The sequence below is a fragment of the Lysinibacillus sp. FN11 genome (assembly GCF_024628845.1).
Classification (GTDB): Bacteria; Bacillota; Bacilli; order Bacillales_A; family Planococcaceae; genus Lysinibacillus; species Lysinibacillus capsici.
Genome location: NZ_CP102383.1, coordinates 4,715,642 through 4,735,312 on the forward strand (window position 1 = coordinate 4,715,642; position 19,671 = coordinate 4,735,312).

At 37.5% G+C, this 19,671-nt stretch carries 16 protein-coding genes; 13 read left to right on the forward strand and 3 right to left on the reverse strand.

Annotated elements, in window-relative coordinates; all coding sequences use genetic code 11:
• The first annotated feature begins 259 nt into the window (after window positions 1-259).
• Entirely contained in the window at window positions 260-1,246 is a 987-nt protein-coding gene (locus tag NP781_RS24600) for a homoserine dehydrogenase (RefSeq protein WP_257521040.1), read from the forward strand.
• Window positions 1,247-1,305: 59 nt separating this feature from the next.
• Here the strand turns inward: NP781_RS24600 and NP781_RS24605 are convergent, their stop codons facing one another.
• Window positions 1,306-1,536, reverse strand: coding sequence for a MerR family transcriptional regulator (locus tag NP781_RS24605; protein WP_004229745.1), 231 nt, complete (start codon window positions 1,534-1,536; stop codon window positions 1,306-1,308).
• 155 nt (window positions 1,537-1,691) lie between these two features.
• Here NP781_RS24605 and NP781_RS24610 point away from each other — a divergent pair, with 155 nt between their 5' ends.
• From NP781_RS24610 to NP781_RS24625, 4 genes are all read left to right on the forward strand, one after another.
• A complete protein-coding gene (locus tag NP781_RS24610) occupies window positions 1,692-2,555 on the forward strand; it encodes a DMT family transporter (protein WP_257521041.1) in 864 nt (287 codons plus the stop codon).
• A 76-nt stretch (window positions 2,556-2,631) separates the two neighbouring features.
• A complete protein-coding gene (locus NP781_RS24615) occupies window positions 2,632-3,324 on the forward strand; it encodes a response regulator transcription factor (RefSeq protein ID WP_004229740.1) in 693 nt (230 codons plus the stop codon).
• Window positions 3,302-3,457: a hypothetical protein gene (locus NP781_RS24620; protein ID WP_004229738.1), complete on the forward strand. Its 156-nt coding sequence runs from the start codon at window positions 3,302-3,304 to the stop codon at window positions 3,455-3,457. The genes NP781_RS24615 and NP781_RS24620 overlap by 23 nt, the downstream gene beginning before the upstream one ends.
• A gap of 16 nt (window positions 3,458-3,473) precedes the next feature.
• Window positions 3,474-5,684, forward strand: a complete 2,211-nt coding sequence (locus tag NP781_RS24625; RefSeq protein WP_257521042.1) for a histidine kinase dimerization/phospho-acceptor domain-containing protein — start codon at window positions 3,474-3,476, stop codon at window positions 5,682-5,684.
• A gap of 36 nt (window positions 5,685-5,720) precedes the next feature.
• On the opposite strand, the gene NP781_RS24630 is transcribed toward NP781_RS24625, so the two are convergent.
• Window positions 5,721-6,869 carry an acyl-CoA dehydrogenase family protein gene (locus NP781_RS24630; protein WP_257521043.1) on the reverse strand — a complete coding sequence of 383 codons (1,149 nt, stop codon included), beginning with the start codon at window positions 6,867-6,869 and terminating at the stop codon, window positions 5,721-5,723.
• 309 nt (window positions 6,870-7,178) lie between these two features.
• Between NP781_RS24630 and NP781_RS24635 the strand changes: the two genes are divergently transcribed.
• The 4 genes from NP781_RS24635 to NP781_RS24650 all read left to right on the forward strand — a co-directional run bounded on the left by NP781_RS24635 (window position 7,179) and on the right by NP781_RS24650 (window position 11,965).
• The gene (locus NP781_RS24635) at window positions 7,179-8,258 is read left to right on the forward strand and encodes a metallophosphoesterase (RefSeq protein ID WP_257521044.1); all 1,080 of its coding nucleotides are present in this window, start codon (window positions 7,179-7,181) and stop codon (window positions 8,256-8,258) included.
• Window positions 8,259-8,362: 104 nt separating this feature from the next.
• Complete coding sequence (locus NP781_RS24640) at window positions 8,363-9,199, forward strand: undecaprenyl-diphosphate phosphatase (protein WP_004229718.1); 837 nt, start codon at window positions 8,363-8,365, stop codon at window positions 9,197-9,199.
• Between the two features lie 294 nt (window positions 9,200-9,493).
• Window positions 9,494-10,786: a globin-coupled sensor protein gene (locus NP781_RS24645; protein ID WP_257521045.1), complete on the forward strand. Its 1,293-nt coding sequence runs from the start codon at window positions 9,494-9,496 to the stop codon at window positions 10,784-10,786.
• A 216-nt stretch (window positions 10,787-11,002) separates the two neighbouring features.
• Entirely contained in the window at window positions 11,003-11,965 is a 963-nt protein-coding gene (locus tag NP781_RS24650) for a 2-hydroxyacid dehydrogenase (protein ID WP_221679082.1), read from the forward strand.
• Window positions 11,966-12,003: 38 nt separating this feature from the next.
• Here the strand turns inward: NP781_RS24650 and NP781_RS24655 are convergent, their stop codons facing one another.
• Complete coding sequence (locus tag NP781_RS24655) at window positions 12,004-12,804, reverse strand: TIGR00266 family protein (RefSeq protein ID WP_004229711.1); 801 nt, start codon at window positions 12,802-12,804, stop codon at window positions 12,004-12,006.
• Between the two features lie 580 nt (window positions 12,805-13,384).
• Here NP781_RS24655 and NP781_RS24660 point away from each other — a divergent pair.
• The 4 genes from NP781_RS24660 (at window position 13,385) to NP781_RS24675 (ending at window position 19,488) form a co-directional block, all read left to right on the forward strand.
• The gene (locus NP781_RS24660; RefSeq protein WP_257521046.1) at window positions 13,385-14,863 is read left to right on the forward strand and encodes an aldehyde dehydrogenase family protein; all 1,479 of its coding nucleotides are present in this window, start codon (window positions 13,385-13,387) and stop codon (window positions 14,861-14,863) included.
• 26 nt (window positions 14,864-14,889) lie between these two features.
• Window positions 14,890-16,062, forward strand: coding sequence for a saccharopine dehydrogenase family protein (locus NP781_RS24665; RefSeq protein ID WP_004229703.1), 1,173 nt, complete (start codon window positions 14,890-14,892; stop codon window positions 16,060-16,062).
• A gap of 9 nt (window positions 16,063-16,071) precedes the next feature.
• A complete protein-coding gene (locus NP781_RS24670; RefSeq protein WP_257521047.1) occupies window positions 16,072-17,265 on the forward strand; it encodes an acyl-CoA dehydrogenase family protein in 1,194 nt (397 codons plus the stop codon).
• A gap of 123 nt (window positions 17,266-17,388) precedes the next feature.
• A complete protein-coding gene (locus NP781_RS24675) occupies window positions 17,389-19,488 on the forward strand; it encodes a beta-propeller domain-containing protein (protein ID WP_257521048.1) in 2,100 nt (699 codons plus the stop codon).
• Window positions 19,489-19,671: the final 183 nt, after the last annotated feature.

The following is a 19,671-nucleotide window of genomic DNA, read 5'->3' on the forward strand; positions in this document are numbered from 1 at the left end:
TGCACATCTAGAGAAAACAAATGTCCTTCCTAGAAAGATTTTTCTTGTGCAAAGTGTGTATTTGCGTTACAATTTTCTTTAAGTTAAATTTTGAATTATTTGAATTTGTATGTGTCCTAACACATATAGAAATAGCGAAACTCATACAAAGAGAGTTGTTAGCTAAAGACTGCGGTGGGTGTCACATTGTCATGACACAACCCCATGGAGAGTTAGCTTTAATGAAACTGCGGAATGTAAGTTGGAGGGAATAATAGGAATGGCAACTATAAAGGCAGCGATTTTAGGATTTGGAACGGTAGGTCAGGGGATTTACCATATTTTAAATGAAAAACGAGAAGAGCTAAAAAATAAATTAGGTATTGAATTAGAGGTAGCGAAGATTTTAGTGACAGATGCTAGTCGTGAACGTGTACCAGGCACAGCACATTTAATGACAACAAGTATGGATGAAGTCTTAGCAGAGCCAGGTATGCAGGTAGTGTTTGAAGCAATTGTGAACGAAGAACCTGCATACAGTTATTTAAAGCGAGCGGTGGAACATAAGTGTCATGTTATTACTGCCAATAAAGTGATGTTTGCCAAACGAGGTTTGGAGTTGCAGGATCTTGCAAAAGCTAATGGTGTTTTTGTAGGCTATGAGGCTACTACTGCTGGTGGCGTACCTGTTATAAAAACAATGAAAAATATTTTACTTGTAAATGATGTAAGTCGTATACAAGGTGTCTTAAATGGCACATGTAATTATATTTTAACAAAAATGCGTGCACAGGGCTGGTCGTTCGAAACAGCTTTAAAAGAGGCACAAGGCTTAGGTTATGCCGAAGCAGATCCATATAATGATATATCTGGGCAGGATGCATTTAAAAAATTAATGATATTAAGTGCCTTAGCTTTTGGTGAGCAGCCTGACTGGTCTGATGTAGAGGTAATTGGGATCGATAGTATCTCTGCTGAACAAGTTCATGAAGCATGTGAAAAGGGTCTACGTTACCGCCATGTAGCTGAAGTGGAAAAACTAGCTGACGGTAAGATTGTTGCAAAAGTAGGTCCTCAACTAGTTGATAAAGAGCATCCACTTTATCCAGTCGACGATGTGTTCAATGCGGTGGCATTAGAGACTAACTATATTGGTACATTAACATTAATCGGTCCTGGAGCAGGGATGTATCCAACAGCGAGTGTGATGGTAGAAGATTATGCTGAAATCATTGGGAAAAGAGCAGGATTTGTTGTGACAATCTAATAAAAGCTTTAAAAAAGGCCCGCCATTCAACAATGTTCAATTGTATGAATGGTGGGCTTTTAGTCTTCATCTTTGACGTCTATGTCCTCTGGAATAGGAGTAGCTCGCCAAATTTCAATTTCCTCTTTTATACGTTCCAATTGTTTAAAATAAGTGCTGAATTGTCCGCTATTGATTAAAATTTGTTGGCCATCGTAAACAGAACGGATGCGTCCTTCATAAATTAGACGCATAACTTGATCCTCAGGCATACCAAGATCAATAGCTGTCTCTTCAATTGATTTGTACATACGATTCGCTCCTTTTACTGTTTTTATTATAACGTCCATTCATGAGAAAACATACTATTGGAATTAAAAGAAAAGTAAAAATGATAATTGTTTGATTTTGGATAAATATGTATGATTAGTATTGATAACGTAGTGAAGCGGGGATGAGTTGATAAATGCTAAATTCAATGTTTGTATTACTAGCAGCAATTCTATGGGGAATGACAGGTACTGCCCAAACATATCTGGATCAAGGGGTATCTCCGATAGCAGTGGCCATGATTCGTTCTGCAATTGGTGGCAGTTTATTATTAGTTATTACGATTATAATGAGGAAAATTAACTTTTTAAGGTGGTCATGGAAATGGACAATTTTAGCTGCGGCTAGTATTGCGCTTTTCCAAGGTCTTTTCTTCTCATCCATTCGCCTAACAGGTATAGCCATTGGAACTGTTGCTACTATTGGTAGTGCACCAGTGTTTTCTGGTGTTTTAGAGTGGCTAGTATGGAAAAAACGTCCCACAGCGGTATGGGGACTTGCTACATTGATGGCCATTATCGGATGTCTTTTATTGTTTATGAATAATGGAGAAGATTCTGTTCAGGTTGGCGGATTCATATTAGCGCTTTGTGCAGGTTTATCCTTTGCATTTTACACAAACATAAGTAAAAAATTAATGGCACAAGAAGAGGCATTACCCGCAGTTGCTATGACATTCTCCATTTGCGCTTTGTTTTTACTGCCGTTTTCTTTACAAGGTGGATTTTCCTGGTTAGTAAATGTGCACAACTTATGGACAATGTTATTTATGGGGATTATGTGTACAAGTGTAGCGTATTTCCTGTTTTTAAGTGGACTACAAAAAATTAGTTCATCCTCAGCTGTAACACTTTCATTAGCAGAACCCTTGACTGCTGCAATTCTTGGTGTGTTTTTAGTTGGAGAACACTTAAGTGTAGTTTCCTGGCTTGGAGTAGCGATGCTTTTAGGTGGCATTGTTGTTTTAACATTGGGTGGGAGAAAAAAGCTAAAACCTTAAGAAATTCTTCATTTTTATAATAGCTGGTTTTTAAGATTTAGAAGATACACTTATATTTGAGAGCGAGGTGTATATCATGACGAAATTAACAGTTCTTGTTACAGATGACGATCAAGATATTCGTGATGGTATTGAAATCTATTTAAAAAATGAAGGCTATCATGTCATTAAAGCAGCAGATGGCTTAGATGCATTAAAAAAGCTAGAGAACAATGAAGTACATTTAATAATTTTAGATATCATGATGCCAAATATGGATGGAATTACAGCAACCTTTAAAATTAGGGAAGAGCGCAATATCCCCATTATCATGCTAAGTGCAAAGGCGGAGGATGGCGATAAGATTCATGGATTATCGGTAGGAGCTGATGATTATGTGACAAAGCCATTCCATCCATTAGAGCTATTGGCACGTGTAAAATCACAGCTGCGCCGTTATGTGCAGCTAGGAACGTATAGTGAGGGAGCTACAAAAGTGGAAATAGACGGACTAGTTCTTGATGAAGAGGCAAAAGAAGTTGTACTAGAAGGAGAACCAGTTCGACTAACCCCGATAGAATATAAAATTACAGAACTATTAATGAAAAATGCAGGGCGTGTGTTTTCGATTCGTGAAATTTATGAACGTGTTTGGAATGAGGAAGCTTATAATGCTGAAAATATTGTAGCTGTTCACATTCGGAAAATACGTGAGAAAATTGAAGCTGATCCGAAAAATCCACGCTATCTAAAGGTGGTATGGGGCGTTGGCTATAAAATGGAAAAATAAACTAGAGAAGTATATGACAATTGCAGGATTTCTAGCAGGCGTTGTTGGACTCATTTATTTTGGTGTTTATGCCTATCAAATTGTCAATTCTCGCTCCTCAGAGGTTTTACAGTTACTAGAAAGAATTTTTTAGAGGAGTGTAAAGATTTATGGTGAAAAAATGGAAATCTCTTCTCGTGTTAATGTGTTTAATCTGGACAGTTTTCGGTATCTTTACTTTTTATCATGTGGGGTACCAGTATATTGGGAAATCATATTTCGAATCGGAAAATTTCCAGCATGAAATCGATAATTTCACTGCAGAACTAGGACCGTTAGTAATTAATGTACCGAATGCAGAGGAATTGAAAAATAAAATTGAGATTACCCAAACTGAAATAGATGATCATCGTAATTACTATGGTACATTAGGGCAGCAAATCGAAAATATTAAAGCACAATATGAACAGCGCATTCAGGAAGCTGTAGATGCCAATGCTACAGAATTAAAGACAAAGCTAGAGACTGAACGGGATACTAAAATTAAAGATATTACCGCAAATTTTGAAGATGATGAGCATGTACGAAAGAAGATTTTTGCAGAAAAAGAAGAACTTATTGATAAATATATCAAAGCCGCTCAAACTGAATCCAAAAGCTTTAGTAAAACCTATGATTATTGGTCATATGAGTTGACAAATACAGAAACTGGTAAAATTTACCGTTCTGGTGATGTTTCTGAAAGTAGTGCCTATAAAATAAAGTATACTGATCGAAAACCGCTATATGCATGGAATATCAGTGATAATTTAAGAGATATTTTTTACCGTACAGAAACGTATGTGAATGTAGATGACCTTTACGAAACGACAGAATATACAGGTGTAATAGCTATCTCTAAAAAAGCAGTAATATCAGAAGAATTGATACAAGGAGGATACCAACAATTTCAACAGTTTCAGCGCAATCAATATACCCATTACTTTATTTGGATCACAAGTATTATAATGGCCGTCTTTGTATGGAGGGGGCGTAAGGACTTATTACAGATAGTTATGAGCATGAAGGAAAAAGATCTATTAACGAAGTATAAAATTGATGTTCAAATTATTCTTTTATTAATAACAGCCTTTATGTATTTCTTTTCAGCACAAGTTGTTTTTGAATCTATAGAATATAATTCAATATATAATAATAATTATGTTCGTTTTATACTTGATATTGCCTTTAAAATAGTTGTTCTAATGGTAATTGGTAGTGTTTTCTTCGTACAATTAATATGGTTGTATACAAGAGTAGATACTTTGAAAAAGCTAGAGGAGAATGTTAAATCGAGTTATTTATGGTCACTTGGCGATTCGATGACTGACTTATTTATTAATCGTTCAATTGCATTGCATTCAATTGTAATGCTAGCCGCAGCATTCTTTGGAGGAGGTAGCCTTGTTGCATTAATGACTGGAGTAGGGAGCTTTGCAGTCCTTGTGCTTGGTATTTGTATGCTTATAGGGTTCCCTGCTATGATTGTTTTCTTATCCAGAATGGGTTATTTAAATCGTATTATGAAAGATACGAAGGATATGGCTGAAGGACGTTTAAACCGTGATGTAAAGGTAAAAGGTAAATCTCCGCTTACAGGTCATGCAGAAAACCTCAATCATTTACGAGAAGGTGTGCGTACGTCCATGCATGAGCAGGCGAAAAGTGAGCGTTTAAAAACAGAGCTGATTACAAATGTGAGTCATGATTTACGTACTCCTTTAACCTCAATAATTACGTATACCGATTTATTGAAGAAGCCAAATATTACAGAGGAAGAACGGAAACAATACATTCATATACTGGATAAAAAGTCTGAACGCTTAAAAGTGCTGATTGAAGACCTTTTTGAAGTATCAAAAATGGCAAGTGGTAATATTGAACTTCACCGCAGTCGAGTAGATTTAACACAGCTTATCCAGCAAGCTGTAGGGGAGCATAAAGAGGATTTAACACAGTCACAACTAGATTTACGAATGACCATGCCTCATGATCCAATCTTTGCATATGTGGATGGCCAAAAGTGGTGGAGACTTATTGATAATTTAATTGTCAATGTCTTGAAGTATGCACTAGAGGGAACGCGTGTTTATGTGACATTTAAGCGTACGGCAGATGGTGATGCTGAATTTACAGTGAAAAATGTAGCGAAGTATGAAATTAGTGAAGATGCTGAAGAATTATTTGAACGCTTTAAACGTGCAGATGCCTCACGTCATACAGAGGGCTCAGGGCTTGGATTAGCCATTGCACAATCCATTGTCGATTTACATGGAGCAAGAATGAGCATTGATGTAGATGGCGATTTATTTAAAGTAATTGTTCGAATTCCAGCAGTTTAATGGTAAAAAGGCGGCAAACTTCGGCCGCCTTTTTTATTATAAGCCTAAATTTTTGGCGATAATAACCTTCATGACTTCATTAGTACCAGCATAGATCGACATAACAGGTATATCTCTATATCTTCTAGCGATCTTATATTCCTCCATATAGCCATAGCCACCATGCAATTGCATACATTGCGTAGCAAGGTCACGTGCATTTTCGGTAATCCAGTATTTTGCCATAGAAACTTTTGTCACAACATCATTCCCTGCAATATGCTCTTCAATCAATGATTCCAAAAAGGATTTACCAAGCTCGATTTTAGTAGCCATTTCAGCTATTTTAAATTGTGTATTTTGGAAGTCACCGATTGTTTTGCCAAAAGCCTGACGTGATTTCACATAGTCTAGCGTTAGCATAAGCATATCCTCAGCGGCTGTTTGTGCGGCAATCGCTACTGCTAATCGCTCTTGTTGTAGTTTTTCCATCATATAATGAAAGCCCTTGCCTTCTTCTCCAAGTAGGTTTTGAACAGGCACTCGACAATCTTCAAAATAGAGTTCAGCTGTATCTTGGGCATGCATACCAACTTTTTCGAGCTGTCTTCCTTTTGTAAAGCCAGGTGTGCCCTCTTCAATAACAAGTAGGCTAATACCACGATGCTTTTTCTCAGCCTGAGGATTTGTTTTTACTGCGACAACCGCTAAGTTTGTATGGATGCCATTTGTTATAAAGGTTTTTTGACCATTTACGATATAATGATCCCCATCGCGAATGGCTGACGTTTTGATATTTGCCAAGTCTGAACCTGTACCAGGCTCCGTCATTGCAATAGCTGTTATATAGTCGCCTGTAACACATTTTGGCAGCCAACGAGATTTTTGTTCGTGTGTACCATATGCTTCGATATATGGGACAACAATATCATTATGCAGGCCAACCCCGATAAGACTTGAGCCTATACGTTCAAGCTCTTCTTGTATAATGACGCCAAAGCTGAAATCCAAGCCCAGTCCGCCATATTGTTCTTCTACTTGTGGGCAAAGATACCCCATATCACCAAGCTTACGCCAAAAAGAAAGCGGAATAAGATGATCCTTTTCCCACTGTGCATAATGCGGTTCAGCTTCTTCAGCTAAAAACTTACGAAAGGTTTTGCGAAATAACTCATGCTCTGTTGTTTCAAATTTATAACGTGTCATTTGAAATAGCACCCCTTTTTCCTCGTAAATACGCGAATTTGCTCGTTCATCTACTATGTTACTGGAAGAAATGTGAAAATAAAAGTGGTATTTAATATGTAAATGACGAAAATGTCATCTATATACAGTGAAATGTCATGTAAAACGAGAGTAACTAATGATATGAAAAGGTAAACTTAAATTTGTCATAGAATAAAGTGACAAGTTCCTACTTTCTCTAGAAGATTATTCAAGTGCTTTAAGCAATATGATTGTTAAGCATAATGATATAATCAATTAAATTATAGACAGAAAGTAGAGGACTTGGTTATGCCAAAAGTAATCGGTGGTGTTCTTTTAATTAGTATTTATAGTGCTTTGACTTTCTATTTAGGGTGGGGAGTAAAGCAGTGGCTTGTAGCAATGGGGTGGTTTCGTTTTCCGGTCTTATTTTGGATCGTGCTGTATATGGTTGCTTTTAGTATTATAATCGGAAGATTACACGAGTCATTACGAGTGTTTTCTGTAATCAGTAATTATTGGATGTTTATCTTTGAATATGGCATATTGCTATGTTTAGTTGCACAATTCATTATTTGGCTCACACCTTTTAAAAATGTGCAAATAATAGGTAGCGTAGCAGTAGCAATCCTATTCTTGTTAAGTATCATTGGCTCCTATTTAGCCTATTCACCAGTTGTTCGTCATTTAGAAATAACAATTGATAAACAAGATAGTGAGTTAAACACACTAAGAGCTGTTGTGGCATCTGATTTTCACTTAGGTGTTTTATCACATAAACGACATTTACAACGTTTTGTCAGTTTAACTAATGAAGCACAACCAGATATTGTGTTGTTAGCTGGGGATATTGTGGACGATGACCCTAAATGGTTTGTTCAAGAGGGTATGGCAGATGTCATAAAACAACTAACATCTACATATGGAACATATGGTATATTAGGTAACCATGAATATTATGGCAAAAAAATTCCTGAGTTTATTAAGGAAATGGAAAATGCCAATGTGAAAATGCTCCTAGATGAAACAATTCTTATAGAAGATGCGTTTATATTAACAGGGCAAGAGGACAGAACGAATAAAGAAAGAAAACCACTTGAGGTACTAAAGCCTTCTGCTAATTTACCATGGCTTGTAATGAATCATACACCTGACGATTTGAACATGCCTTCAAAAATGGGCGTTGATTTACATATGTCTGGTCATACACACAAGGGACAACTGTGGCCGAATCAGTATATAACAGCTCGTGTATTTGAACTGGATTATGGTTATAAATTGAAGGAACAGATGCATACACTTGTTTCATCAGGCTATGGCTTCTGGGGCCCACCGATGCGAATTGGCAGTAGATCAGAGCTTTGGGTAGTAGATATAACATTTAAATAGAATGTGATGATCTAACAATCGGCTTCTTAGGTGAAATGGCAGTAGTATATACAAACGTAGTATTTTATAATAAGTGGGTATTTGATTAAAAAAGGTAAGGTGACATGGTGGAAATTATAGAGTTATTAAAAGCATTAATATTAGGCTTTGTTGAGGGTATGACAGAATTTGCACCAGTATCTTCTACGGGGCATATGATTATCGTGGATGATATGTGGTTAAAGACAGAGGAGTTTTTAGGGAAATATCCTGCCAACACATTTAAAATTGTTGTACAACTTGGTTCCATATTAGCAGTTATCGTAGTTATGTGGAAACGTATGCTAAGCTTAGTTGGTTTATATAATATTGAAGGTCAAGCTAAGTCCATAAATGGCCGCTTTAACTTATTGCATGTTATTGTTGGTATGCTACCAGCAGTTGTCTTAGGTTTTGCATTCAAGGATTTTATTGACGACCATCTTTTTAAAGTAGAACATGTTGTATATGCACTAGTGGCAGGAGCAATTCTAATGATTGCTGCAGATAAGTTGGCACCGAGAAAACCAAAAGTTGATTCTTTAGATAAGATTTCTTATGGTTTAGCATTTAAGGTAGGGCTAGTACAATGCCTATCTCTATGGCCAGGTTTTTCTCGTTCAGGTGCAACAATTTCGGGTGGGGTACTATTTGGTATGAGTCACCGTGTTGCAGCTGATTTTACATTCATTATGGCTGTGCCAATCATGGCAGGAGCTAGCCTCGTATCCGTTTTGAAAAACTGGGATACTTTATCAATGGACTATTTTGGCTTCTATGCTGTAGGATTTATTAGTTCGTTCGTCTTTGCATTACTGTCCATTAAGTTTTTCTTAGCGCTTATTTCAAAGGTAAAATTAATGCCTTTTGCCATTTATCGTTTAGTTTTAGCCGCAGTTCTTTGCGTTATCATTTTCATGTAAACAATAAGTCACGCTTCTTCTTCAAGAAGCAGTGGCTTTTTTTGCGTTAAAATTATTGAATCATCCATCCATTTTCTCAATAAAGTGAAAGAAAATGAGTATAAAGAATCATGTTAATGCATAAATTAAAAGCAAATTATAATAATATTAGACAACATTTACCTACATATTGTTCATTTAACTGTTTTGAGATTATAATTGATACATAAAGTGTCTAATTATTTGTTGTTTTTTTATAAAAAGTAGGAATATAGACTTATTAAAATATATGATTAAATATATGAGGTGGAGAAAATGTTTCAACTTATTAATAGATCTAAGAAAAATACAATTGAAATAAGCAATGAAGCAACAATCGGTATTTTTATAGAGGATCCAGACCGTTTACTACAATTAAATCTTGTAGGGTTAAGTGTGCATGATCTTCAGCTAATTAATAGTTTAAAACCATATGTAGAAAGAAATGTAGTAGAAGTGGTAGCTGCATTTTATCATGCAATAGAAAGTGTTCCTTCCTTACAAAAGGTTATTCAATCACATAGCTCCAGCGAACGTTTAAGACAGACATTACGTCACCATATTATTGAAATGTTTGAGGGGCGAATAGATGAAGCCTTTTTAGAGAAGCGAAGACGTGTGGCAAAAATGCATGTAAAGATTAATTTATATCCGAAATGGTATTTAGCTGCTTTTCAAATACTTGAGAAATCACTTCGCAAAATAGTGTATGAACTACGATTACCAAAGGGCGAAGAAGAGAAGTTTTGTGATGCTATCAGTAAAATATGTAATTTTGAACAACAAATCGTTTTAGAAGAATACGATAGCTACGCAAGTATACTAATTGAAACACAACGCAATAATGTTAGGGACCATGTAAAGGATGTTATAGGTGGAATTTCTACACAATTAGAGGTTCAATCACAAACTACGACTGAAACAGTAACAGAACTTTTATATAGCGCCAAGCGTGTCAACGCTTCTTTGAAGGAAAGTATGTATGAGGCAGAATCAATGCAAAAAGTTTCTAGTGAAGGCTATAGTAAAATACTATCTATTAATGAGCAAACAGGGAAGATTCATTATAAGACCGTAGAAATGGGAAATATGGTGGAGCAATTAGATGCATCCTCTTCTAAAATAAATGCCGTTGTAGAAATTGTGAAAAGTATTTCTGGCCAAACAAATTTACTTGCATTAAACTCTGCAATTGAGGCGGCACGTGCTGGTGAGCATGGTAAAGGATTTGCAGTTGTTGCAAACGAAGTACGCAAGCTTGCGGAGCAAACGAAAAGCTCTGTTGAGCAGATTGCTGAGTTAATCATGACGTCAAATGGTATCACAACACAAGTAGTACAAGCTATTCAGGACATACAGGAGCTTGTAAATAGTAGTATTGAACGTAATGCTGAATCCCTAAAAGCTTTTGATGCGATTTCTGGTTCTGTAGAAAATTCGATCTCAAATTTCCAAAAAGTTGATAATCAAGTATCTGAATTAGCTACTATTATTGAATCGATTGGTAAATCTTCGGAAGAGTTAGAGAGGGTGGCTAATCGCTTGAATACAACTATAAGAGAGTTTTAAAAGAAACATAGCTATGCATAACTATCTATGCATAGTTTTTTTGTATGTGAATTAGGATAAAAGGTCTTATTTTACGGATAAATCAACTAATAGGCTGATGAATTAGCTAATAACAAATTTTATAGAAAGAGGAAGATTACAAAACCCTAGAAAATGCTTGTTTTAAGTGTTACGCTATAGGCGAATTAGGGAATTGAGTAGAGGGGTGTTTGGAGCATGAAAAAGAAATTATTTATAACACGTAAGTTTCCTACACATATTGTTGAACTGCTACAGGAATTTTATGAAATCTCACAATGGGATGAGGAAGAAATTGTGATTCCACGTGAAAAATTGCTAGCAGCTGTCGCTGACTGTGAGGTACTGTGGGTAACGATAGCCGATCAAGTAGATGAAGAATTACTTTCGCATGCACCCAACTTAAAATTAGTGACGAATTTAGCAGTTGGATATAATAATATCGATGTGAAGGCTTTAAAAAAACGAGGCATTATGGCGACAAATACGCCTGGTGTTCTAACTAATACAACTGCTGATTTAGTATTTGGCTTACTGCTTGCAACTGCTCGTAGAATTCCAGAAAGTGAAAGATATTTACGTGAGGGTAACTGGAAAAGCTGGTATCCAATGCAACTGGTTGGCAAGGATGTTTCAGGAGCTACAATTGGCATTATTGGCATGGGGAGAATTGGCCAAGCCGTTGCTAGAAGAGCAAAAGGGTTTGATATGAAAATCTTGTATAATAATCGCAGACGTCGTCATGAAGCAGAAGAAATGTATGGCTTCCAGTATGTTTCGCTGGAGGATCTATTAAAGAAATCTGATTTTGTTGTGATTATGACACCTTATAATAGTGATACGGAAGGACTTATTGGTGCAAAGGAACTTGCTTTGATGAAAGAAGATGCGGTATTAATTAATGCCTCACGTGGTGGAATTATTGATGAGGATGCGCTGTACGATGTTCTGAAAAATGGGAAGCTTTGGGCTGCAGGACTAGATGTGTTTGAACAAGAGCCGATTGCGATGGATCATCCTTTATTAACACTTCCAAATGTAGTAGCTCTGCCACATATCGGTAGCGCATCATTAGAAACGAGAACGGCTATGCTAATGTTAAATGTAAAAGCCTTGACTGCTTATGGACAAGGAAAGGCAATATCCAATCGAATTGATTAAAAAGAGGAGCATATCGGTGAAAGATATGCTCCATTTTTTTATCTATTGAATAAATCGAATAAGCCGCCGATACCGCCTTCACCTTTAGATTGACCGCCTCCACCTTGCGAAATAGGTGCAGCTGCAAAGACACGACTGGCTAAACGGCTAAATGGTAATGATTGTACCCACACTGTTCCAGGGCCACGTAATGTAGCAAAGAAGATTCCTTCGCCTCCAAACAGGGCTGTTTTTACGCCTCCAACCATTTCAATATCGTAATCCACATTGGATGTCATTGCTACAAGACATCCTGTATCCACACGTAAAACTTCACCTGGTTGTAATGTTTTTTCGTGAATGGCTCCTCCTGCATGAACAAACGCCATGCCGTCACCTTCTAGCTTTTGCATAATGAAGCCTTCACCACCGAAGAAGCCTACTCCAATTTTTTTCTGAAATTCAACGCCAACAGAGACCCCTTTAGCAGCAGCTAAGAATGCATCTTTTTGACAGATAATTTTACCGTTTAATTGGCTTAAATCCATCGGAATAATCTTCCCTGGGTATGGTGATGCGAAATAAACATGCTTCTTACCTGAGCCAACGTTTGTGAATGTTGTCATGAATAAGCTCTCACCTGTTATTAGGCGTTTTCCGGCACCTAATAATTTACCCATTAGACCACTTTGTGAGCCACCTCGTGAGCCGTCACCAAAAATAGTTTCCATATGGATCGAATCATCCATCATCATTAACGCTCCTGCTTCTGCAACCACTGTTTCCTGAGGGTCAAGCTCAACTTGCACATATTGCATGTCGTCACCAAATAACTTGTAGTCAATTTCATGATTATTCATAAAGGGATTCCTCCAAAAATAAATTTAATGGTATTGTATACGATTATAAGCTACATTGGTTTCAATAGAAAATTAAATATTTTAGAAAAAAAGGGAATTAGTTAGAAAATGTCGAATATAAAAAACTAGAATGTGTATTATTTATTTTCATTTAACTAAGGGTATTGTGAATATACATAACCTTAAGAGGCTTCTAAAATTAGAAGTCATCCTTTATATTGAGGTAAGGAAGTTAAGTGGAAATAAAGCCTCTGGCAGTTGTCACCGATTATTATGGAAATGCTAGTATTACAGGGTGTGGTGTATATTGAAAATTCGGAATTTTGACATATTTTATCTCCATTCACTCCAAGATTCCTAATGAGACATTTATTCTTTTGGTGGGAGCAATTATTGATTGTATGGAGATAAAGCCACTGGTAACTGTCACGAATAGTGCAACGTGCAAGCACATTCCACTGTTTCGGACGCAATTATCCAAAGGCGAAATGGATTCTGGTTAAATTCATAGACTTATACCTATGGGATACGACTGGTACAACAGCTGAGGCATCATAGAGTATTTCAGGGGGTGTATGTAGTGGAGATTAAAAACTATATCGGTGGTAAATGGATCACACATTCACATTTACAAAGTATAGCAGTGACGAACCCTGCAAACGGTGAGCAGCTTGCTACCATTCCACGTTCTACTTCGAATGAGGTAGGCGAGGCTGTAGCTGTTGCTAAACAAGCACAAAAGAGCTGGGCACTTATACCAGCACCAAAACGTGCAGATTATTTATATGCCATCGGTCAAAAAATGAAAGAGAAAAAAGAACATTTGGCGACCGTTTTAACAAAAGAGATGGGCAAGGTCATTGAAGAGGCTAGAGGAGAAGTCCAAGAAGGAATTGATATGGCATACTATATGGCTGGTGAAGGACGTAGATTATTTGGTGAAACAACACCGTCTGAGCTTGCCAATAAATTTGCTATGAGTGTAAGGGCACCTATAGGCGTTGTAGCACTCATTACACCTTGGAATTTCCCTGTTGCTATCGCCACGTGGAAGTCATTTCCTGCCATTGTTGCAGGGAATACATTCATTTGGAAACCGTCTAATGAGACTCCAATGATGGCCTATGAAATGGGTAAAATTTTTGAGGAAGTAGGCTTACCAGATGGTGTTGCTAATATCGTATTTGGTACAGGACCTACAGTTGGCACAGCATTAATTGAACACCCTGACGTCAAGGTTATTTCGTTTACAGGTTCTACAACAACCGGCAGTAAAGTAGCTGAGCTTGGCGGGAAGCATTTGAAAAAGGTTTCTTTAGAGATGGGTGGCAAAAATGCTGTTATTGTCATGAATGATGCTGATTTACAGCTAGCTACAGAAGGGATTTTATGGAGCGCATTTGGTACTGCTGGGCAAAGGTGTACAGCATGTAGCCGAGTCATTGTGCATAAAGATGTAAAAGAACAATTAGAGAAACGTCTCTTAGATGAAATGCAAAAGCTCACAATTGGGGATGGTCTAGACGAGAGAGTAAAAATCGGGCCAGTGATTAATAAAGCAGCATTGGAAAAAATTAATCACTATGTACAAATAGGTAAACAAGAGGGTGCTACATTATTAGCAGGTGGCAGGATACTAAATGAACCACCTTATGATAAGGGGTTCTATTATGAGCCAACATTGTTTACGAATGTGAAGCCTGACATGATTATTGCCCAAGAAGAAATCTTTGGTCCAGTCGTATCTCTAATTGAAGTGGCAAGTTTGGAAGAAGCAATTGAAGTAAATAATGGTGTGAAATTTGGCTTATCTAGCTCAATATTCTCACAGGATGTCAATACAATTTTCCGCGCACAACGTGATTTAGACACAGGTATCGTTTATGTAAATGCTGGCACAACAGGTGCTGAAATCCATTTGCCATTTGGAGGTACTAAAGGGACAGGAAATGGGCACCGTGATTCAGGTGTAGCAGCCCTAGATGTATACACAGAGTGGAAAAGTATTTATGTAGACTACAGCGGTAAATTACAAAGAGCACAAATCGATACAGAGTAACAGATCAACGAAAGGGGATGTTCTTGATGAAAGTTGTTGTATTAGGTGCAGGTTTAATGGGGAAAGAGGTAGCTCGTGATTTAATAAAAAACGATAAAGTGGAGCGTGTGTATTTAGGTGATATCGACGTGAAAGTTGCACAGGACTTTGTAGATACGCTAGATACAAATAAGGTAGAAGTGGTAGAGCTACACGCAGAACGTGACGATTCATTAATGAACGTTATTTCGAAGGGTGATGTTGCCGTCAATGCATTGTTTTATTCGTTCAATGAACGAGTAGCAAGAGCAGCTATTGAGGCAGGTGTCCATTCTGTTGATTTAGGTGGTCATATTGGTGGCGTTACAGAGAAGATATTAGATTTACATGAGGAAGCAAAGGCGAAGGGTGTTACAATTATCCCTGATTTAGGTGTTGCTCCCGGCATGGTCAATATTCTTGCGGGCTATGGTGCTTCAAAATTAGATGAAGTAGAATCTATTAAACTATTTGTTGGTGGTATTCCAACTGAGCCAAAACCTCCGCTTCATTATACACGCGTATTTTCTTTAGATGGCGTATTCGATCATTATACTGAGCCTTCAAAAACGATTCAGAAGGGCAAGCTTGAAGAAGTTCCATCCCTATCAGGCGTTGAACCTATTTATTTTGATGATTTCGGTGTGCTTGAGGCATTTTATACATCTGGTGGTATCTCCACATTGTATAAGACATTCCCGAATGTCCGCACATTAGAATATAAAACCATCCGTTATAAAGGCCATGCTGAGAAATTTAAACTTTTAGCAGACTTAGGCTTCCTTGATTCTGCGAATAAGGTAGAAGTGGATAATCAAGAAGTGCCTGTTCGTGCAGTTGTACGAGAGGCACTCAAAAAGAAACTTGAATTGGGCACAAAACCTGATGCTGTATTGTTACGTGTTATTGTAGCGGGTGAAAAGGCCCAACAGCAGGTGACATATGAATATGAAATGGTTGTACGGAAAGACATGACAATTAATGAAACAGCTATGGCACGTGCTACCGCTAATACGATATCAGTTGTTGCTCAAATGATTGGTGCCGGTGCTATTACAGAGCATGGTGTATTCCCGCCTGAAGCAATCGTGCCAGGTGATACGTATATTGAAGAGATGGCTAAACGAGGTGTGGTCATTAAAGAGACATCACACAAGTCTGCTATGATTGTGAAATGGTAGGTGCTAACCATGAACTTTGAAATGTCCACTGAGCAGGAAATGCTAAGAAAAACAGTAAGACAGTTTGTTGATGAGGAAATCATTCCCTATATTGCGAAATGGGATGCTGAAGGTGGCTTTGATGCTAAGATTTGGTCCAGACTGGCTGAGCTTGGCTTAATGGGGGTTTGTGTTCCTGAACAATACGGAGGTAGTGGCATGGATTATAATGCACTTGCTATCGTATGTGAGGAGCTTGAACGGGGAGATACGGCATTTCGCACAGCCGTATCTGTCCATACAGGTTTAAATAGCATGACCCTAATGCAGTGGGGGACTGAAGAGCAAAAGCAGCGATACCTTGTTCCACAAGCTAAAGGTGTACGAATTGGAGCTTTTGGTCTCACAGAGCCAGGGGCTGGGTCTGATGTAGCTGCCATGTCAACAACTGCTGTACGTGATGGTAATCATTATATCCTCAATGGGCAAAAAACGTGGATCTCCTTATGTGATATTGCAGACCACTTTATCGTATTTGCCTATACTGACAAATCGAAGAAACATCATGGGATTAGTGCGTTTATTGTAGAACGTTCCATGGCTGGCTTTACATCTAAAGCGATTAAAGGAAAATATGGTATTCGTGCTGGTAATACAGGTGAGCTCTTTTTTGAAGATTTACGCGTGCCAATTGAAAACCGACTAGGTGAAGAGGGCGAGGGCTTCAAAATTGCCATGTCTGCGCTAGATAATGGTCGATTTACAGTAGCGGCAGGTGCTGTTGGTTTGATCCAAGCTTGCATAGAGGCTAGTGTGAAGTACTGCCATGAACGGGAAACATTTGGCAAACCTATTGGTGAGCACCAGCTTGTAGGACGAATGATAGCTAATATGGAAGCAGGCTATCAAATGAGTCGTCTCCTTGTCTATCGTGTAGGAGAATTGAAAAATAAAGGTGTTCGAAATACTCGAGAGACATCATTGGCAAAATGGCAATCTTGTGATTTTGCCAATAAGGCTGCGGATGATGCGGTACAGATTCATGGAGCCTATGGCTATTCAGACGAGTATCCAGTTGCCCGTTATTTAAGAAACTCCAAAGCACCAGTTATTTATGAAGGGACTCGCGAAATTCATACTATTATGCAGGCGGATTATGTATTGGGAAGACGCCAAGATAAGCCTTTAAAAAATATGTTGCCTAAATGGCCATTTGAAGAATAAACGAGAGGGAAGTGTTTCCCTCTCGTTTTTTGTAGTGCCTTAACTTAGAAAATTTCAGAAAAATGTAACTTTCCTCTTTTTTACTAGTCTAATTAATAAACAAGTATATGAAGGAGAGGAAAAATGATGAAAAGTAAATGGTTCGCAATTATGCTGATAATTGTTCTAGCTATCGTGCCTGGAATTTTTACATGGATAGTGAATACAGATGTGACGGCAAAGGCGGCTAGCGCAAGTATGGCAACACAAAACTGGCAAGCATCTTTTTCAGTTGCTTTAAAGAAAAACAAAATAACTGAGGAATATGTCTATATCACTACGGAAAAAGGACGCAAAGTACCTGCAACAATTGAATTGTTGGAAGATCAAAAAACGATAGTGGTGAAAAAGTTAGCACCAGGTAATTATCAATTGCATGTAAAAAAGGAGGCCTTTGCACAAGGCGGTCTGAATGTAGCTTCACAGACAATTCCATTTACAATTATTGAGACATTAACAGCCGTTAAAACGGAGAAAGAGTTACAGCACTATTTTAAAAAGTTGTTGACAACTCAAAGAGTAGAAATTAGAGAAGACGAGAGCTTACAAAGTGCGGCAAGTGAAGATAAAGCAACTGCTAATAATGAATCTACAACTAATAATCAAGTAGAGGGGGTAGAAGAGGGAGACATTGTTATTGTAAAAGATGGCTTTATTTACACTGCAAAAGATCAGAGCATTACAGTTGTGAATGCTAAAGATCCTAATAATTTAAAGATGGCTACAAGTATCAAATTAAAAGATTCCCAATATATCTCTAAGCTTGCGCTATATGATAATCTATTAATTGCTATCGGGGATCAATATATTGAAAAAGCAGGCACAGCTATGGTAACAGCCTCAATTTATGATATTTCCAATCCAAGCAATCCAAAGCATGTACGTGATGTTGGGCAGGAAGGCTTCTTGCAGGATATTCGCATAACAAAAGATACATTATATTTAATTGGTAATATGTATCCTAATTACTGGATGCTACAAGAAGACAAGAAAACCGATTTAAAGCCTAAAACATTTGATAGTATAGCAGGAACAGAGTACAAAAGTCTGCCTTTAGAAAAAATCTCAATCTTACCAAATACGATGGATGGTACCTATAGTTTAATTACAGCTGTCGATTTAAAAAATGGAGCTAAGACAACGGCCAATACGAAAGGGTACTTAGGTGGAAGTAGTGGTCTTTATATGTCAGAGAATGCCCTGTATTTAACGACACCAATGTATGAAAGTAATATTGATGTTTCATCAGAAAAGCGCGACATGGATATGATTTGGTTACCGAGGTCAGCCGACACTCAAATTTTCAAGTGGAATGTAGATGGAACGACTTTGAACTTTGTCGGAAGTACGGAAGTAAAGGGAACTGTGTTAAATCAGTATTCAATGGATGAATATAAGGGGAACTTCCGAATCTTTACAACAGAAGGTAATACGTGGAATGAGAAAAGTACTTCCTATAACCATCTCTTTATTTTGGATGAACATTTGAAAACGCTTGGTTCAGTAAAAGATATGGCGCCTGGAGAAAAGATATATTCAGCTAGATTTATGGGAGAAAAAGCATATGTGGTGACATTTAAACAAGTGGATCCACTATTTGTCATTGATGTAGCGAATCCGAAAAAGCCTGCTGTACTAGGGGAATTGAAGATTCCTGGCTTCAGTAATTACCTGCATCCATTAGATGATACGCATTTAATTGGTATTGGTTATGATACGGAGCAACGCTATGATTCGTATACGAAACGTAATTTTACTGTGACAACCAATATGAAGATGTCCCTATTCGATGTATCAGACTTCCGAAATCCGAAAGAGCAATCAACCGTAAAAATTGGTGGGAAAGGTTCTTCCTCTGAAGTGCAATACAATCCTAAAGCGCTATTCCGCAATAAGGAATTCAACTATTTTGGCTTCCCTGTAGTACTGTATGAGGCAGGTAAGGGAGACGAAGTTGTCTATCAAGGTCATGGTGCTCAAATTTATGAGATTACTGCAGAGAAAGGAATTGTATTGAAAGGAAATATAATCAATCGTAATAATAATGAGTCCTATGAAAGTTGGGAGCGGGTTGTACAACGCGTTGTCTATATAGATGATACGCTATATACAATAGCACGTAACGAAGTAAAGAGCTATCAGTTAAGTGACTTCAAGCCTTTAGATACATTAACAATAAAATAATAAGAAAAACGAAACAGTCAATTGAAAGGTATCAAGTAGCCTTCTACTCTAATCCTGTTATCTTTTTAGCAACGGTTTTCAACGATAGTGAAGGTGTTCATTATTCTTTATGAAGAGATGTTGTCACCCATCACTTCTCTGCATTGAAAATAAGAGTTTATTCACGCTAAGAATACAGATAAT

Excerpts from the sequence above, each read along its gene's own strand:
- NP781_RS24600 (WP_257521040.1), top strand. The coding sequence starts at position 260 with ATGGCAACTATAAAGGCAGCGATTTTAGGATTTGGAACGGTAGGTCAG.
- NP781_RS24605 (WP_004229745.1), bottom strand. The coding sequence starts at position 1,536 with ATGTACAAATCAATTGAAGAGACAGCTATTGATCTTGGTATGCCTGAG.
- NP781_RS24610 (WP_257521041.1), top strand. The coding sequence starts at position 1,692 with ATGCTAAATTCAATGTTTGTATTACTAGCAGCAATTCTATGGGGAATG.
- NP781_RS24615 (WP_004229740.1), top strand. The coding sequence starts at position 2,632 with ATGACGAAATTAACAGTTCTTGTTACAGATGACGATCAAGATATTCGT.
- NP781_RS24625 (WP_257521042.1), top strand. The coding sequence starts at position 3,474 with ATGGTGAAAAAATGGAAATCTCTTCTCGTGTTAATGTGTTTAATCTGG.
- NP781_RS24630 (WP_257521043.1), bottom strand. The coding sequence starts at position 6,869 with ATGACACGTTATAAATTTGAAACAACAGAGCATGAGTTATTTCGCAAA.
- NP781_RS24635 (WP_257521044.1), top strand. The coding sequence starts at position 7,179 with ATGCCAAAAGTAATCGGTGGTGTTCTTTTAATTAGTATTTATAGTGCT.
- NP781_RS24640 (WP_004229718.1), top strand. The coding sequence starts at position 8,363 with ATGGTGGAAATTATAGAGTTATTAAAAGCATTAATATTAGGCTTTGTT.
- NP781_RS24645 (WP_257521045.1), top strand. The coding sequence starts at position 9,494 with ATGTTTCAACTTATTAATAGATCTAAGAAAAATACAATTGAAATAAGC.
- NP781_RS24650 (WP_221679082.1), top strand. The coding sequence starts at position 11,003 with ATGAAAAAGAAATTATTTATAACACGTAAGTTTCCTACACATATTGTT.
- NP781_RS24655 (WP_004229711.1), bottom strand. The coding sequence starts at position 12,804 with ATGAATAATCATGAAATTGACTACAAGTTATTTGGTGACGACATGCAA.
- NP781_RS24665 (WP_004229703.1), top strand. The coding sequence starts at position 14,890 with ATGAAAGTTGTTGTATTAGGTGCAGGTTTAATGGGGAAAGAGGTAGCT.
- NP781_RS24670 (WP_257521047.1), top strand. The coding sequence starts at position 16,072 with ATGAACTTTGAAATGTCCACTGAGCAGGAAATGCTAAGAAAAACAGTA.
- NP781_RS24675 (WP_257521048.1), top strand. The coding sequence starts at position 17,389 with ATGATGAAAAGTAAATGGTTCGCAATTATGCTGATAATTGTTCTAGCT.